The organism is Streptomyces sp. NPDC053431 (genome assembly GCF_044544925.1).
Classification (GTDB): domain Bacteria; phylum Actinomycetota; class Actinomycetes; order Streptomycetales; family Streptomycetaceae; genus Streptomyces.
Map to the genome: position 1 here is coordinate 73036 of NZ_JBITXX010000020.1, position 14697 is coordinate 87732.

At 73.9% G+C, this 14697-nt stretch carries 13 protein-coding genes; 6 read left to right on the forward strand and 7 right to left on the reverse strand.

All coding sequences use genetic code 11. The features are described from left to right. Positions 1–22: 22 nt before the first annotated feature. From ACIGXE_RS32375 to ACIGXE_RS32385, 3 genes are all read left to right on the forward strand, one after another. Positions 23–1315, forward strand: coding sequence for a hypothetical protein (locus ACIGXE_RS32375; RefSeq protein ID WP_399753066.1), 1293 nt, complete (start codon positions 23–25; stop codon positions 1313–1315). 49 nt (positions 1316–1364) lie between these two features. Then, positions 1365–1880, forward strand: coding sequence for a hypothetical protein (locus ACIGXE_RS32380; protein WP_399753068.1), 516 nt, complete (start codon positions 1365–1367; stop codon positions 1878–1880). A gap of 231 nt (positions 1881–2111) precedes the next feature. Next, positions 2112–3317, forward strand: coding sequence for an alpha/beta hydrolase (locus ACIGXE_RS32385; protein ID WP_399753069.1), 1206 nt, complete (start codon positions 2112–2114; stop codon positions 3315–3317). A 27-nt stretch (positions 3318–3344) separates the two neighbouring features. Here the strand turns inward: ACIGXE_RS32385 and ACIGXE_RS32390 are convergent, their stop codons facing one another. The 3 genes from ACIGXE_RS32390 to ACIGXE_RS32400 all read right to left on the reverse strand — a co-directional run bounded on the left by ACIGXE_RS32390 (position 3345) and on the right by ACIGXE_RS32400 (position 6395). Further along, positions 3345–4628: an HRDC domain-containing protein gene (locus tag ACIGXE_RS32390; RefSeq protein ID WP_399753072.1), complete on the reverse strand. Its 1284-nt coding sequence runs from the start codon at positions 4626–4628 to the stop codon at positions 3345–3347. A 144-nt stretch (positions 4629–4772) separates the two neighbouring features. Then, positions 4773–5438 carry a response regulator transcription factor gene (locus ACIGXE_RS32395; RefSeq protein WP_015037008.1) on the reverse strand — a complete coding sequence of 222 codons (666 nt, stop codon included), beginning with the start codon at positions 5436–5438 and terminating at the stop codon, positions 4773–4775. 219 nt (positions 5439–5657) lie between these two features. Then, positions 5658–6395, reverse strand: a complete 738-nt coding sequence (locus ACIGXE_RS32400; RefSeq protein ID WP_399753074.1) for a DUF3000 domain-containing protein — start codon at positions 6393–6395, stop codon at positions 5658–5660. 91 nt (positions 6396–6486) lie between these two features. Here ACIGXE_RS32400 and hemE point away from each other — a divergent pair, with 91 nt between their 5' ends. Further along, positions 6487–7563: a uroporphyrinogen decarboxylase gene (gene hemE, locus ACIGXE_RS32405; protein WP_399753076.1), complete on the forward strand. Its 1077-nt coding sequence runs from the start codon at positions 6487–6489 to the stop codon at positions 7561–7563. Between the two features lie 64 nt (positions 7564–7627). Here the strand turns inward: hemE and ACIGXE_RS32410 are convergent, their stop codons facing one another. The 3 genes from ACIGXE_RS32410 to ACIGXE_RS32420 all read right to left on the reverse strand — a co-directional run bounded on the left by ACIGXE_RS32410 (position 7628) and on the right by ACIGXE_RS32420 (position 10439). Then, positions 7628–8062, reverse strand: coding sequence for a hypothetical protein (locus tag ACIGXE_RS32410; RefSeq protein ID WP_399753077.1), 435 nt, complete (start codon positions 8060–8062; stop codon positions 7628–7630). Positions 8063–8127: 65 nt separating this feature from the next. Beyond that, positions 8128–9501, reverse strand: a complete 1374-nt coding sequence (locus ACIGXE_RS32415) for an FAD-dependent oxidoreductase (protein WP_399753080.1) — start codon at positions 9499–9501, stop codon at positions 8128–8130. A 5-nt stretch (positions 9502–9506) separates the two neighbouring features. Continuing rightward, a complete protein-coding gene (locus ACIGXE_RS32420; protein ID WP_399753082.1) occupies positions 9507–10439 on the reverse strand; it encodes a DUF4349 domain-containing protein in 933 nt (310 codons plus the stop codon). A 138-nt stretch (positions 10440–10577) separates the two neighbouring features. On the opposite strand from ACIGXE_RS32420, the gene hemG reads away from it, so the two are divergent. Further along, positions 10578–12209, forward strand: coding sequence for a protoporphyrinogen oxidase (gene hemG, locus ACIGXE_RS32425; protein ID WP_399753084.1), 1632 nt, complete (start codon positions 10578–10580; stop codon positions 12207–12209). Between the two features lie 17 nt (positions 12210–12226). Continuing rightward, positions 12227–12940 carry a hydrogen peroxide-dependent heme synthase gene (gene hemQ, locus ACIGXE_RS32430; protein WP_399753086.1) on the forward strand — a complete coding sequence of 238 codons (714 nt, stop codon included), beginning with the start codon at positions 12227–12229 and terminating at the stop codon, positions 12938–12940. A gap of 22 nt (positions 12941–12962) precedes the next feature. Here hemQ and ACIGXE_RS32435 read toward each other — a convergent pair whose 3' ends face one another. Beyond that, positions 12963–14696, reverse strand: a complete 1734-nt coding sequence (locus ACIGXE_RS32435; RefSeq protein ID WP_399753088.1) for an alpha/beta hydrolase — start codon at positions 14694–14696, stop codon at positions 12963–12965. Between the last annotated feature and the right edge of the window lies 1 nt (position 14697).

A 14697-nucleotide genomic window follows, 5' to 3' on the forward strand; every position in this document is an offset into this window, starting at 1 on the left:
CACCGCGTCGCAGGCCACCCGCATGCAGTCCTTCGCCGTCGACAGCGTCGCCCAGCAGATCTACGTCCTGCAGTGCATGCCGGCCGGCGTCCGGCTGGACGACGAGAAGACCAGGACCGACGAGGAAGTGGACGGCAGGCACCGCGCCTACCAGGGCGACCTGATGTGCACGCGGTTGACCGTCGACGGCCGGATCCTGGACCGCATGTACCTGCGCGGCTTCGGTCACGGCACCTCCTTCGGGGTCGTACCGCGGGCCGGGGGAGGCGTCGACCTCTGGCTGGAGGGGCTCGGCAAGCCCTGGAAGCCCTTCCCCGGCCCCGGCGACCCGGTCGTGTACGCCGAGGGCCGCGCCGTGGCCACCACCGCGTACGTTCCCTGGGACCCCGCCACCAACAAGGGCGTGGACTGCGCGGACCGGTCCCTCGTGCGCACGTTCGCACCCGCCGGGACCGGCGTCTTCCAGTTCCCGGCGGTCGACGCGCACCGCGGCCGGATCGTGGTCGGCAGCCGCCTGGGCGACCCGGAATCCGGAAACCCCTTCAGCTACTCCCTCTACGACCTGGCGGACTTCGAGGGCCCCGGACGGACCGCCCTCCACACGATCACCCGCAGCCAGCCCTACCCGCAGGGCATGGCGACCCTCGGCGACCACCTGTACCTCTGGACCGGTCACGACGACCGGGACGACGCCGTGGTCGCCACCCTCCACTGGCCCACCGAGGCGCCCCTCCAGTCGAGCGGAATCCGGCGCACGCCCGAGGACGACGTCCTGCGCGAGCCCGAGGGCGTCGCCACCTGGACCCCGGCCGGCGGCGGGGAGGAGCAGACCCGGCTCCTCCTCGGCTTCGTCGAGTCCCACTACCTCGCGGACGGCAAGACCGTCTCGCCCCGCACCTTCACGCTGAAGTACCTGCCCGGCCCGGCGGAGACCGACCTCTCCGTCGAGGTCCTCGTCGACTGGACCCCGATCGGCCTGGACACGGCCGGCGGGGTCGCGTCCGGCTTCACCTCGGCCGGCGCGGACCCGCGGGCCCGCCTGATCAGCGTCGCCGGCGTCCGGCTGCTCCAGCTCCGCGGCAAGATCACCTGCCACTTCACCGAGGCCGCCAAGGGCGGCGTCATCGGCACCCTCCCGGCCGCGCTCCGGCCCCTGCGCAACCTGCACGCCGGCTGCCCGCGCAACGCCCGCGACGGCTTCGCCGTCTGCCGGGTCGAGGCCAACGACGACGGCACGCTCTACGCCTACGGCGCCACGCCGGACAACACGATCGACTGGATCCAGCTCGACAACTTCTCCGTCCCGTGGGTCTGACCGGCTCCGCACGCCACCGCCCTTCTCCCGCCTCCGAAAGGCTCACACCGTGACCACCGGCACCAGCCGCCGCTCCCTGCTCGCCGCCGCCCTCGCCGTCCCCGCCGCCGCGGCCGGCACCACCCTCCTCGGCGCCACGCCCGCCGCGGCCGTCGGGACCGACGGGTCCGCGGGCGCGATCGAGATCATCCGGCCCTGGACCGGCTTCGCCAGGCTCGGCCACACCCACCTGACCGCCCTCGGCGGCAACGCGCCCCAGGCCCGCGTCGTGCGCATCGCGGGCACCGACTTCCTCCAGATGCGCGGCGGCGTCAGCTGCGAGGCGGGCCACGAGTTCGACGGCGGCAGCACCCCCGACACGCTCGACCTGGTCGGCGTCCTCCCGCAGGACCTGTGGCCCGCCACGACCTACGTCCGCGGTGTCGCTCCCCGCAACAACCGCAACGGCTTCAGCTCCTGCCGGATCGAGGTCACCCGGGAGGGCGAGGTCTACGTCTACGGCGCGACCTCCACCAACACGATCTCCTGGATCCAGCTGGACAGCTTCTCCGCGATCTGGCGCTAGGTCCTGTCATCGAACTCCCGCCGTTGCCCGCGGGGCAGGCGGGAGTTCGACGACAGGGCCCGGGCACCAGCACGGGCGTGCGCCCTTCGTGCGCCTGTGCGCGCCCGGCCGATCGGGTCGGGCGCCGGATCACCCCGGTCGCGTCGACCGCGTCCGGCGCCTGCCCGAGCGGACCCTGGTCGGGGCCCGGGACGACCGTCCAGGGCCCCGCCCGACGGAACGGAGCACCCCATGGCAACCACGGTCGTCACGGCCGCACCGGAGGTCACCGACCTCTACGTGGACCACATCTCCACCATCCCCGCGAACGCCGGAAAGCCCGCCAAGCTCTTCGTCCGGGAGCACAAGGCCTCCCTCCCGGCAGGGTCGCCACGCAGACCCGTGCTCATGCTGCACGGCCGCAGCGTCGCGGCCGTGGCCGGCTTCGACCTGCCGTACAAGAACTACAGCTGGGCCGCGGAACTGGCGAAGGCCGGCTTCGACGCGTACATCATGGAGCTGCAGGGCTCCGGCCTGTCCACCCGGCCGACGATGGACAACCACAAGAACGTCAGCCCCACTCCCGCGCAGCGGGACCTGCTCAGCCCGAACCCCAACCCCACGCCCTACTACGGCCCGGTGGAGTACGGCGCGCAGCTGAACAACTCCCAGAGCGACTGGGACGAGGTCGGCAAGGTCGTCGACTTCGTCCTCGCCCGCGCCGGCGTCACGAAGCTCGACCTCATCGGCTGGTCCGCGGCCGCGCAGCAACTCGGTCCCTACGCCATCCAGCACCCCGACAAGGTGCGCAGCCTCTTCCTGTGCGCGCCGATCTTCCCGCCCAACGGAAGGAAGAGCGCTCCCGGCACCGACTTCGGGGCACCCGTGCCGCTCCCGGTGTCCAAGCCGGAGGGCGCCTTCGCGTACCCCATGACCGTCGGCACCAAGAACGGCGTCGAAAGCGCGTGGCGCAGGGACCTGGGGTGCCCGGACCAGCGCGAGGACGGCATCCTGGACCACGTGTGGAAGGCCATGATGGCGGCCGACCCCAAGGGCTCCCAATGGGGCGGAAAGGTCCCCGGATCCCCGGAGGGACTGAACCGCATCCGGAACTCGTTCTGGTGGGGCTGGAACTCGACCACCGTGCGGCTGCACGACATCCTCGGCGACAAGGTGCCCGTGTGCATCGTGTACGGCGAGCACGACACGATCATCAACACCGCGCCGGACCTCGGGCTGCTGTACTTCTCGACCCCCGAGCTCTACCGGAACATCCCCGGGCCCAAGAAGCTGATGTTCCGCATCTCCTGCGCGGGCCACCAGGTGGTCTGGGAGCGCCAGGCCAAGCTCGTGCACACCATGTCCGAGCACTGGCTGAAGCACGGCAAGGTCGAGGGCGCGACCAGCGGAAGTTACGCGCGCGACGAGGACGGGGCCCTCACCCTTCTGGAGGAGTGAGGACCCCGTACGGCACGCGGCCGGCGGTCAGGCCTGGGCGGCCAGGGCGGTCACCAGCAGCGGAGTCACCAGCTCGACCTGCCACGGGCGGGCGCCGTGGCCGGTGAGGGCCGCGGCGACCGTCTCCGGGGTCGCCGGGGACGGCGGCTCCCAGCAGACGCGGCGGACCGTGTCCGGGGTGATCAGGTTCTCCTGCGGCAGGTTCAGCTCCTCCGCGAGGGCCGATACCGCGGCGCGGGCCGCGGAGAGCCGGGCCGCGGCGGCCGGGTCCTTGTCCGCCCAGGCCCGCGGCGGCGGCGGACCCGCCACCGGCTGGCCCGGCTGCGGCAGCTCGGCGTCCGGCAGGGCCTTCGCCCGGTCCACCGCCGCCTGCCACTGCTCCAGCTGGCGCCGCCCTATGCGCTGCCCGAAGCCCGGCAGCGCGGAGAGCGCGCCGACGTTCGGCGGCAGCCCGAGCGCCGCCTCCACGATCGCCGCGTCGCTCAGCACCTTGCCGGGGGAGACGTCCCGCCGCTGCGCCACCTTGTCACGGGCCGTCCAGAGCTCCCGTACGACCGCCATCTGACGGCGCCGGCGCACCTTGTGCATGCCGGACGTGCGGCGCCACGGGTCCTTGCGCGGCGGGGCGGGCGGTGCCGAGGCGATGGCGTCGAACTCCTGGAGCGCCCACTCCAGCTTGCCCTGCCGGTCCAGCTCCTTCTCCAGCTCGTCGCGCAGGTCGACCAGCAGCTCGACGTCGAGCGCGGCATAGCGCAGCCAGGGCTCGGGGAGCGGCCGGGTGGACCAGTCGACGGCGGAGTGGCCCTTCTCCAGGGCGTAGCCGAGGACGGACTCGACCATCGCGCCGAGCCCGACCCGCGGGAAGCCGGCGAGCCGTCCGGCCAGCTCGGTGTCGAAGAGCCGGGTCGGCACCATGCCTATGTCGCGCAGACACGGCAGGTCCTGGGTGGCGGCGTGCAGGATCCACTCGGTCCCGGCGAGGGCCTCGCCGAGACCGGACAGATCGGGACAGCCCACCGGGTCGATCAGCGCGGTGCCCGCGCCCTCCCGGCGGAGCTGGACGAGATAGGCACGCTGTCCGTAGCGGTAGCCGGAGGCGCGCTCGGCGTCGACGGCGACGGGGCCGCGGCCGGCCGCGAAGGCGGCGATCACCTCGGCGAGGGCGTCCTCGGTCGCGACGACGGGCGGAATGCCCTCACGGGGTTCGAGCAGCGGGATCGGCAGCCCACGCGCGGGGACGTCGTCGTCCGAGGGGGCGCCCCCGGTGGTGCGCAGTGCGGTGTCACTCGCGGTGTCTTGGGCGTCGGTCACCTGTCAAGGGTATCTGTGAATGGCAAGCGCCCATCGACGGAACAGCCGGAACGGTCGATGGCCGGTTGGACCGGTCGGACCGAGACGGAACGTTCCGTCGACAGGCGCCTGCCGCTCTTCATGCCCCTTGGGGGGTCCCGCCGGTCAGTGGATGATCCCGGTGCGGAGGGCCACGGCGACCATGCCGGCCCGGTCGCCGGTGCCCAGCTTGCGGGCGATGCGGGCGAGGTGGCTCTTCACGGTGAGGGCCGACAGGCCCATGGAGACGCCGATCGCCTTGTTGGACTGGCCCTCGGCCACCAGGCGCAGGACCTCGACCTCGCGGCCGGAGAGCTCGCGGTAGCCGCCCGGGTGGCTCGGGGCACCCGGGGGGCGGCGGTGGCCGAGGCGGGCGGCCGCGGCGCCGATGGGGGCGGCGCCGGGGCGGGTGGGGTGCCCGATGTTGGTGCGCGTGCCGGTGACGACGTAGCCCTTGACGCCCCCGGCGAGGGCGTTGCGGACGGCGCCGATGTCGTCGGCGGCGGAGAGGGCGAGGCCGTTGGGCCAGCCCGCGGCGCGGGTCTCGGACAGCAGGGTGAGTCCGCTGCCGTCCGGAAGGTGGACGTCGGCCACGCAGATGTCGCGCGGGTTGCCGACGCGGGGACGGGCCTCCGCGATGGACGACGCCTCGATGACGTCGCGCACGCCGAGCGCCCACAGGTGGCGGGTGACGGTGGAGCGGACGCGCGGGTCGGCCACGACGACCATGGCCGTCGGCTTGTTCGGGCGGTAGGCGACCAGGCTTGCGGGCTGCTCGAGGAGAACGGACACCAGGCCTCCTGGGGAAGGTGCGGGACGGAGCCGGCTCGGGGAAGAAGCCGGGGGCGAACCCGTGCTTTGAAGGGGTCACTGAGTCCTTCGGCAGCTGGGCCGCCCGCCTTTAGGGAAAGATCACGATTTAGTGAGTGATAATTAGGGCAATTCGGACGCGCGATCGATCATCGTACGAGCCTCACGCCCGCCCCACTCGAAAGTGTCCGGAAATCGACGCTATGGATGCTGCGGTCCCCGCCGCTGCGGCAGCGAGACCACCCCGGCGCCCGAGGTCGTCCCCGAGGCGGGATCCACCGACGGTGGCAGTCCCGCGACCTGGCACAGCAGATCGCACCAGGCCGCCAGGTGCGTCCCGGTGTCCGGCACCCCGGCCGGACCCTCCTTCGGGGTCCACGAGGCCCGGATCTCGATCTGGGTCGCCGGGCGCCGCTCCGCGAGCCCCCCGAAGTAATGCGAGCCCGCCATCGTGACGGTCCCGCTCGCCTCGCCGTACGCCAGACCCCGCGTCTCCAGCGCCCCGGTCAGCCAGGACCAGCAGACCTCCGGCAGCAGCGGGTCCGAGGCCATCTCCGGCTCCAGCTCCGCCCTGATCAGGGTCACCAGACGGAAAGTGCCCTTCCACGCGTCGTGCCCCGCCGGATCGTGCAGCAGCACCAGACGCCCGTCCGCCAGGTCCTCCTCGCCGTCCACGACCGCCGCCTCCAGGGCGTAGGCGTACGGCGCGAGCCGCTGCGGCGGCCGGGTCGGGTCCACCTCGATCTCCGGCCGCAGTCGCACCGCGCGCAGCGCCTCGACCGCCCGCCGGAACGCGGCCGGCACCGGGTCCGCCTCCGGCGGAGCCGTCGGAGTCGTGGGGTCCTTGGGGTCCTTGGGGTCCACCCTGTCGCCCGCCGCCTTCTCCGTCCCTCGATTGCCGTCGGAATGATCGGAAAAATGTCCCTGAGCCGCAGCCATGCCGGGAAGAGTAGGCGGAACGGGGCCCGTGCGCAGGGAGGGACACCCGGGCCGGGCGAGCGGCTTCTCGCCACATGCGAAGATTCTGGGCGTGAGTGCCATTGACCGCCCTGAGGGCAACCCGACGAAGCACCAGCCGCAGACCTACGACTCCGCGTTCCTGAAGGCGTGCCGCCGCGAGGCCGTGCCGCACACGCCGGTCTGGTTCATGCGGCAGGCCGGGCGGTCCCTGCCCGAGTACCTCAAGGTGCGCGAGGGCATCCCCATGCTCGAGTCGTGCATGCGGCCCGAGCTGGTCACCGAGATCACCCTGCAGCCGGTGCGCCGGCACAAGGTGGACGCGGCGATCTACTTCAGCGACATCGTCGTCCCGCTCAAGGCCATCGGCGTCGACCTGGACATCAAGCCCGGCGTCGGCCCGGTCGTCGCCGAGCCCATCCGCACCCGCGCCGACCTGGCCCGGCTGCGCGACCTGACCCCCGAGGACGTGCACTACGTCACCGAGGCGATCGGCATGCTCACCGCCGAACTGGGGTCCACTCCGCTGATCGGTTTCGCCGGCGCGCCGTTCACCCTCGCGAGCTACCTCGTCGAGGGCGGCCCGTCCCGCAACCACGAGCACACCAAGGCGCTCATGTACGGCGACCCGCAGCTGTGGGCCGACCTGCTCGACCGCCTCGCCGAGATCACCTCGGCCTTCCTCAAGGTGCAGATCGAGGCCGGCGCCTCCGCCGTCCAGCTCTTCGACTCGTGGGTGGGCGCCCTCGCCCCCGCCGACTACCGCCGCTCGGTGATGCCGGCCTCCGTCAAGGTCTTCGACGCGGTCGCCTCCTACGGCGTCCCGCGGATCCACTTCGGCGTCGGTACGGGCGAGCTGCTCGGCCTCATGGGCGAGGCCGGCGCCGACGTGGTCGGCGTCGACTGGCGCGTTCCGCTCGACGAGGCCGCCCGCCGGGTCGGCCCCGGCAAGGCGCTCCAGGGCAACCTCGACCCGGCCGTGCTGTTCTCCTCGCGGGAGGCCGTGGAGGCCAAGACGGACGAGGTCCTGGCCGCCGCGGCGGGCCTGGAGGGCCATGTGTTCAACCTCGGTCACGGGGTGCTGCCGACGACCGACCCGGACTCCCTGACCCGCCTGGTCGACTACGTCCACACGCGGACGGCCCGCTGAGCCGTCACGACGTGCCGCCGTGCGCCGCCGGGAACGGCGACGCACGGCGGACGGCGGACGGAGGTCAGAACTCGCAGGGCGGGGTGGGCGGGTTGCCCGAGCTCACCCGGCAGAAGTCGGAGCCGGCGCCGCCGTCGACGGTGCCGGCGTTCGGACCGACGCGGAGGAAGTCGTTCCCGATGTTGCCGAGGATGCTGCCGGTCGCCGAGGTGCCGGCGCCGGCGGTGATGTAGTCGCCGCCCGCACCGCCGTCGACGGTGCCCGAGACGACGCCGTTGATGACGATGTAGTCGGCACCGCCCAGGCCGTTGACGTGTTCGTTCAACGCGACCGCGCCGCACTGGATGTAGTCGGCACTGTCCGTGCCTTGGACGGTGCCGCCCGAGACGGGGCGGCCGTTGACCGTGCAGCTGACCGCGTGGGCCGGGGTCGCCGTCAGGGCGATCGGGGCTATGACGAGCGTGGCGGCGCAGAGCGCGCGCATCGTGTGTCTGATCATGCGCCCAGTCACCCATGGTGACCCCATGGTCGCAATTCGTCGCCGCGGCCCGTCCGCCGCTCGGGTCAGCCCGCCGCCCGAACGGCCCCCGTCGCCTTGCGCGCCGCCACCAGGACCGGGTCCCACACCGGGGAGAACGGGGGCGCGTAGCCCAGGTCGAGCGCGGTCATCGCCTCCACGGTCATCCCCGCCGTCAGCGCCACCGCGGCGATGTCCACCCGCTTCCCGGCCCCCTCGCGGCCGACGATCTGCACGCCGAGCAGGCGCCCGGTACGGCGCTCCGCCAGCATCTTCACCGTCATCGGCGCCGCGCCCGGGTAGTAGCCGGCCCGGCTCGTCGACTCCACCGTCACCGTCACGTACTGGAGTCCCACCTCCCGGGCGTCCTTCTCCCGCAGCCCGGTCCTCGCGATCTCCAGGTCGCAGACCTTCGACACCGCCGTGCCCACCACGCCCGGGAAGGTCGCGTACCCGCCGCCCACGTTCGAGCCGATCACCTGGCCGTGCTTGTTGGCGTGCGTTCCCAGCGGCACGTGCCGCTCCCGCCCCGACACCAGGTCGCGGACCTCCACGCAGTCGCCGCCCGCCCAGATGTTCCCGTGCCCGCGCACCCGCATCGACAGATCGGTCAGCAGCCCGTCGTACGTACCGAGCGGCAGCCCCGCCGCCCGCGCCAGCGAGGTCTCCGGCACCACGCCCGTGCCGAGCACCACCACGTCCGCCGGGTACTCGCCGGAGTCCGTGGCCACCGCCCGCACCCGGCCGTCCTCGCCCGTGAGGATCTTCGTCACCGGCGCGGAGCCGACCGTCGTGATGCCCAGACCGTCCATCGCCTCGTGCACCAGCCGCCCCATGTCCGGGTCGAGCGTCGCCATCGGCTGCTCGCTCCGGTTCAGGACCGTCACCTCGAAGCCGTGGCCGAGCAGCGCCTCCGCCATCTCCACGCCGATGTACCCGGCGCCGACCACCACCGCCCGCCGGCCCCGGGCCGCGGACAGCGACTCGAGCAGCGCCTGCCCGTCGTCCAGCGTCTGCACCCCGTGCACACCCGGCGCGTCGATCCCCGGCAGCGGCGGGCGCAGCGGCCGCGCGCCCGTCGCGATGACCAGCTTGTCGAAGCCCGTCCAGGACTCGGCGCCCGACTCCAGGTCCCGGGCGCGCACCCGCTGCCCGGCCACGTCGATCTCGGTCACCTCGGTGCGCATCCGCAGATCGATGTCCCGGGCCCGGTGTTCCTCGGGGGCTCGGGCGATCAGCGCGTCCCGTACGGGCACGTCGCCGCCGACCCAGTACGGGATGCCGCAGGCCGAGTACGAGCTGAAGTGCCCCCGCTCGAAGGCGACGATCTCCAGCTCCTCGGGCCCCTTGAGCCTGCGCGCCTGCGACGCGGCGGACATGCCCGCCGCGTCACCGCCGATGACCACCAGTCGTTCGCTCATGAGCCCTATTCTTCAGGGCTCGGCTCCTCTTCGGGCGTGACGGAGCGGATCCGCGCCCGTCGCGGCCGGATCAGCCACCGCCACACCGCGTACCCGACCGCCGCCACCGCCAGCCACGGCAGCAGCGCGGCGAGGACGACCAGGACCCAGGCGGCCGCCGCCACGAGCGCGTCCCAGCCGCCCGACAGGGCGTCGAGGAAGCCCGGCCGCTCGTCGCCCTCCCCGGCCGGCGTGGTCTCCGGCGCGGTCAGGTAGAGGGTGATCGTCGCCATCGACGTACGGTCCTTCAGCACGGAACGCTGCGCGAGCAGCGACTCCAGGTCCGCCTGACGGCGGCTCAGCTCCCCTTCCAGGGTGACCACGTCGCTCAGTCGCGTCGCCCGGTCCATCAGCGCCCGCACCCGCGCCACGCTGGCCCGCTGGGTGGCGATCCGGCTCTCCACGTCCACCACCTGCTCGGTGACGTCCTTGGCGTCCGCCTTGCGCGCCACCAGTTTTCCCGCGCCCGCCAGTTCGGCCAGGACGGCGTCGTAGCGCTCCTGCGGGACCCGCAGCACGAGTCGTGAGCTGAGGTGCCTGTCGTCGGCCCGCTCGGTCGTCTCGTTCTCGACGTGGCCGCCCGCGTTCTCGGCCACCCGGCGGGCCGAGGCCGCCCCCTTCGCCGCGTCCTCGACCTCGACCGTCAGCTCGGCGGTGCGGATGACGTGCTGCCGGTCCACGAGCGGCGACTTCGGCTTCGGTGCCGTGGTCCGCCCGGCGCCCGAGGCGGTGTCCGCGGCGCCGTCCGACGCGGCCTCCGGGCCCGCGTACCCGGGCTTCGCCGCGCTCATGCCCCCCTTGCCGTCACCGGCCGTGTCGTCGGCGGCGCCCCCGCAGCCGGTCAGGACGAGCGAAGCCGTCAGCAGCGCCGCGGCCGCGGCCGTACGCCCTCTTCTCATGCCGTACCCCCCAAGGTCTCGGTGTGTGGTGCCCCTTGGACGCCAGGGTGGGGGAGCGGGTTTCGCCGCGGCGGTCGCGAAGCGGTCACGGTCAGGCCTCGGATCGGGAGCGCGCGGGCGATTTGAGAGAGTGGTCCCATGAACGGCCCCATGAACGCGAACGCGCAGCGCACGGACGGGCGGACCGCCGACGAGCGGACGACCGGCGGGCGGACCGCCGACGGGCAGGGCGACGGGCGGACCGGCGGCCGGCCGGCCGGACCGCGTGTCGTCGTCATCGGCGGCGGCATCTCCGGCCTGGCCGCCGCCCACCGTCTCGTCACCGCGGGCGCCCGGGTGACCCTCCTCGAAGCCTCCGAACGGCTCGGCGGCAAGCTGCTCACCGGGGAGATCGCCGGCGCCCCCGTCGACCTCGGCGCCGAGTCCCTGCTGGCCCGCCGCCCGGAGGCCGTCGCGCTCGCCGAACAGGTCGGCCTCGGCGACCGGCTCCAGGCCCCCGCCACCACCACCGCCTCCGTCTGGTCCCGCGGCGCGCTGGTGCCCATGCCCAAGGGCCACGTCATGGGCGTCCCCGGCGACGGCCGCGCCGTCGAGGGCCTGCTGTCCGCCGAGGCCGTGACGCGGATCGGCCGCGACCTCGAACTCCCGCCGACCGAGATCGGCGACGACATCGCCATCGGCGCGTACGTCGCCGAGCGCATGGGCCACGAGGTCGTCGACCGCCTCGTCGAGCCCCTCCTCGGCGGGGTCTACGCCGGCGACGCGTACCGCATCTCCATGAAGGCCGCCGTGCCCGCGCTCTTCGCCGCCGCCCGCCGCCACCCCACGCTCACCGCCGCCGTGCGCGCCGTCCAGCAGGCCGGCGCCGCCACTCCGAGTGACGTCGCCGGCGCGGCCACCGGCCTCGGCGGCGCCGTCTTCGCCGGCATCCGGGGCGGCGTCGGCACCCTGCCGGGCGCCGTCGCGGACGCGGTCCGCGCCGCCGGCGGCGAGATCCTCACCCGCACCCCCGTCGACGAGCTGCGCCGCACGCCCACCGGCTGGCGGGTCCTGGCCCGGCAGCAGGCCCACGAGCTCCGGACCCTCGACGCGGACGCCGTCGTCCTGGCCACCCCCGCGCACATCACCGCCGGGCTGCTCCGGACCCACGTCCCCGCCGCGGCCGGGGAACTCGACTCGATCGAGTACGCCTCCATGGCCCTGGTCACCCTCGCCTTCCGCCGCTCCGACCTGCCCGGGGGCGCCGAAGGCACCGCCCCGCCGGGCGCGCCGCTCCCCGCCCTGCCGGGCGCACCTCTTCCCGCCCTGCCGGGCTCGGGGTTCCTCGTCCCCCCGGTCGACGGCCACACCATCAAGGCCTCCACCTTCTCCAGCCAGAAGTGGCGCTGGGTCGCCGACGCCGCCCCCGACCTCTTCGTGCTGCGCACCTCCGTCGGCCGCTACGGCGAGGAGGCGCAGCTGCACCGCGAGGACGCCGACCTGGTCGCCGCCTCCCTGAAGGACCTCGGCGCCGCCACCGGCCTCGCCGCCCGGCCGGTCGCCACCACCGTGACCCGCTGGACCGGTGGCCTGCCCCAGTACCCGGTCGGCCACCTGGCCCGGGTGGAGCGGATCCGCGCCGCCGTCGCCGGGCTGCCCGGACTCACCCTCGCCGGCGCGGCGTACGAGGGGGTCGGCATTCCCGCCTGCGTCGCCTCGGGCCGGCGGGCCGCCGACGAGATCATCGCCACGTCGCCAAAGGCCGACCCTGGTGCGGGGCACTGTCCGTGACGGGCGAGAATGGACGCATGAGTGCGCCCGAAAAGATCCCGAACGCCGGTAAGAAGGCGAAGGACCTCAACGAGGTCATCCGCTACACCCTGTGGTCTGTGTTCAAGCTGCGCGACGTCCTGCCCGCGGACCGCGGCGGCTACGCCGACGAGGTCCAGGAGCTGTTCGACCAGCTCGCCGCCAAGGACATCACGATCCGCGGCACGTACGACCTGTCCGGTCTGCGCGCCGACGCCGACGTCATGATCTGGTGGCACGCCGAGACGAGCGACGAGCTCCAGGAGGCGTACAACCTCTTCCGCCGCACCCGCCTGGGCCGCGCCCTGGAGCCGGTCTGGTCGAACATGGCGCTGCACCGCCCCGCCGAGTTCAACAAGTCGCACATCCCGGCCTTCCTGGCCGACGAGACCCCGCGCGACTACGTCTCGGTGTACCCGTTCGTCCGCTCCTACGACTGGTACCTGCTGCCGGACGAGGATCGCCGCCGGATGCTCGCCGACCACGGCAAGATGGCCCGCGGCTTCCCGGACGTGCGCGCCAACACGGTGGCCTCGTTCTCGCTCGGCGACTACGAGTGGATCCTCGCCTTCGAGGCCGACGAGCTGTACCGCATCGTCGACCTGATGCGTCACCTGCGCGGCTCCGAGGCGCGGATGCACGTCCGCGAGGAGGTCCCGTTCTACACCGGCCGCCGCAAGAGCGTGGCGGACCTGGTGGCCGGCCTGGCCTGACCGCCCGGCCCACCGAACACGGTCACCGCCCGGCGCCCAGCCGGGCGGTGATCCCTTGACCCGGAAGATCAGACGGCTTGCGGAGCTCCGCCTGCCGCTCCAGCGACACCGGGTCCGGCTCCGGGTGCGGCGCGCATGACGCGCGCCGCACCGGCGTCCCTTCCGCCCCGGCCGCAGAGCCGGGCACCGCTCCGGACGCGCCCTCCGCCGCCTCTCCGGACGCGCCTTCCGCCTCCGCGCCGGGCACCGCCCCCGTCAGCAGGTAGCGCTCCAGGTAGCCGTTCACGCAGGCGTTCGCGCCGCCCCCGATGCCGTGCGTCCCGGCGTCCCGCTCGGTCACGAGCGCCGCGCCCGACAGCCGGCGCTGCAGCTCCAGCGCTCCCTCGTACGGCGCCGCCGCGTCGCGTTCGGCCGCCAGGATCAGCACCGGCGGCAGCGCCCCCGGTCCGGTCCGCACGTCCAGCGGCCGTTGACGGGGCGCCTTCCAGTACGCGCAGGGCAGATTGGCCCAGACGTTGTCCCAGGTCTCGAAGGGGGCCTGGCGGGCGAGCCGGGTGTTGTCCCGGTCCCACAGCGCGAAGTCCTCCGGCCAGGGGGCGTCGTTGCACTCCACCGCCGTGTAGACGGCGGTCGCGTTCCCCGGGTCACCGGCCTCCGCCTCGCCGGAGCGGGCCGGGGCGGCCGGCGCCGCCTGGGCGATCAGCGGCTTCGGATCGCCCTTCAGGTACGCCCCGAGGGCGCCCGCCCGGGCCGGCCAGAAGCGGTCGTCGTACAGCGCCTGGAGCATCGCCCCGTGCAGCTGCCCGGGCCCGACCTTGCCGCCCGCCGGGGACGCGGCGAGCTCGACGCGCACCTTCTCGTAGTTCTCGCCCACCTCGCCGGCCGTCGTGCCGAGCCCGTACACCGTGTCGTGCTTCGCCGCCCAGGTGCGGAAGTCGGCCCAGCGGCGCTCGAAGGCGAGCGACTGGTCGAGGTTGTTGACGTACCAGATCTGCCGCGGCGCGGGGTTCACGGGCGCGTCGAAGACCATCCGGCGCACCCGGTGCGGGAAGAGCGTCGCGTACAGCGCGCCGAAGTACGTGCCGTAGGAGCCGCCCATGTACGTCAGGCGCGGCTCGCCGAGCGCGGCCCGCAGCACTTCCAGGTCGCGGGCGTTGTTGAGCGAGTGGTAGTGCCGCAGCGCCGCCCCGGTGCGGCGGGCACAGCCCTGCGCGTACGTGGTGGCGCGGGCGATCCGCTCCTTCTTGAAGACCTCGGAGGGGTGCGTCGGCGCGAGCCTCGGCCCCTGCACGCGGTCCGCCGGGTCCTGGCAGGAGACCGGCGCCGAGCGCCCGACCCCGCGCGGGGCGTAGCCGACCAGGTCGTAGGCGGCGGCGATCCGGCGCCAGGCGGGGAGCCCGGCGACGAGCGGGAAGTACGTGGAGGAGGCCCCGGGGCCGCCCGGGTTGTGGACGAGCGCGCCCTGCCGGTCGCCAGCCGGGCCCGAGGCCTTCACCCGGCTGACGGTGAGCGGGATGCGGGGGCCCTCGGGATGCGCGTAGTCGAGCGGGACGCGCACGGTGCCGCACTCCACCGGGGCCGGCAGCTTCTCGACCGCCGGGCACGGCCCGAACGTGATGCCCTCGGCGGCCGCCGCCCGCGCCGCGGTCAGCACGCCGCGGCTCTCGGGGGGCGGCGCGTCGAGCCGGGGGAGGCCGGCCGCGGCCGGGGTCAGGAGGGTGGACAGCACCAGCGCGTGCAGCGCGACGGACATCATC

Excerpts from the sequence above, each read along its gene's own strand:
- ACIGXE_RS32415 (WP_399753080.1), bottom strand. The coding sequence starts at position 9,501 with ATGAGCGAACGACTGGTGGTCATCGGCGGTGACGCGGCGGGCATGTCC.
- hemQ (WP_399753086.1), top strand. The coding sequence starts at position 12,227 with ATGAGTGCGCCCGAAAAGATCCCGAACGCCGGTAAGAAGGCGAAGGAC.
- ACIGXE_RS32420 (WP_399753082.1), bottom strand. The coding sequence starts at position 10,439 with ATGAGAAGAGGGCGTACGGCCGCGGCCGCGGCGCTGCTGACGGCTTCG.
- ACIGXE_RS32410 (WP_399753077.1), bottom strand. The coding sequence starts at position 8,062 with ATGATCAGACACACGATGCGCGCGCTCTGCGCCGCCACGCTCGTCATA.
- ACIGXE_RS32435 (WP_399753088.1), bottom strand. The coding sequence starts at position 14,696 with ATGATGTCCGTCGCGCTGCACGCGCTGGTGCTGTCCACCCTCCTGACC.
- ACIGXE_RS32385 (WP_399753069.1), top strand. The coding sequence starts at position 2,112 with ATGGCAACCACGGTCGTCACGGCCGCACCGGAGGTCACCGACCTCTAC.
- hemG (WP_399753084.1), top strand. The coding sequence starts at position 10,578 with ATGAACGGCCCCATGAACGCGAACGCGCAGCGCACGGACGGGCGGACC.
- ACIGXE_RS32400 (WP_399753074.1), bottom strand. The coding sequence starts at position 6,395 with ATGGCTGCGGCTCAGGGACATTTTTCCGATCATTCCGACGGCAATCGA.
- ACIGXE_RS32375 (WP_399753066.1), top strand. The coding sequence starts at position 23 with ATGCAGTCCTTCGCCGTCGACAGCGTCGCCCAGCAGATCTACGTCCTG.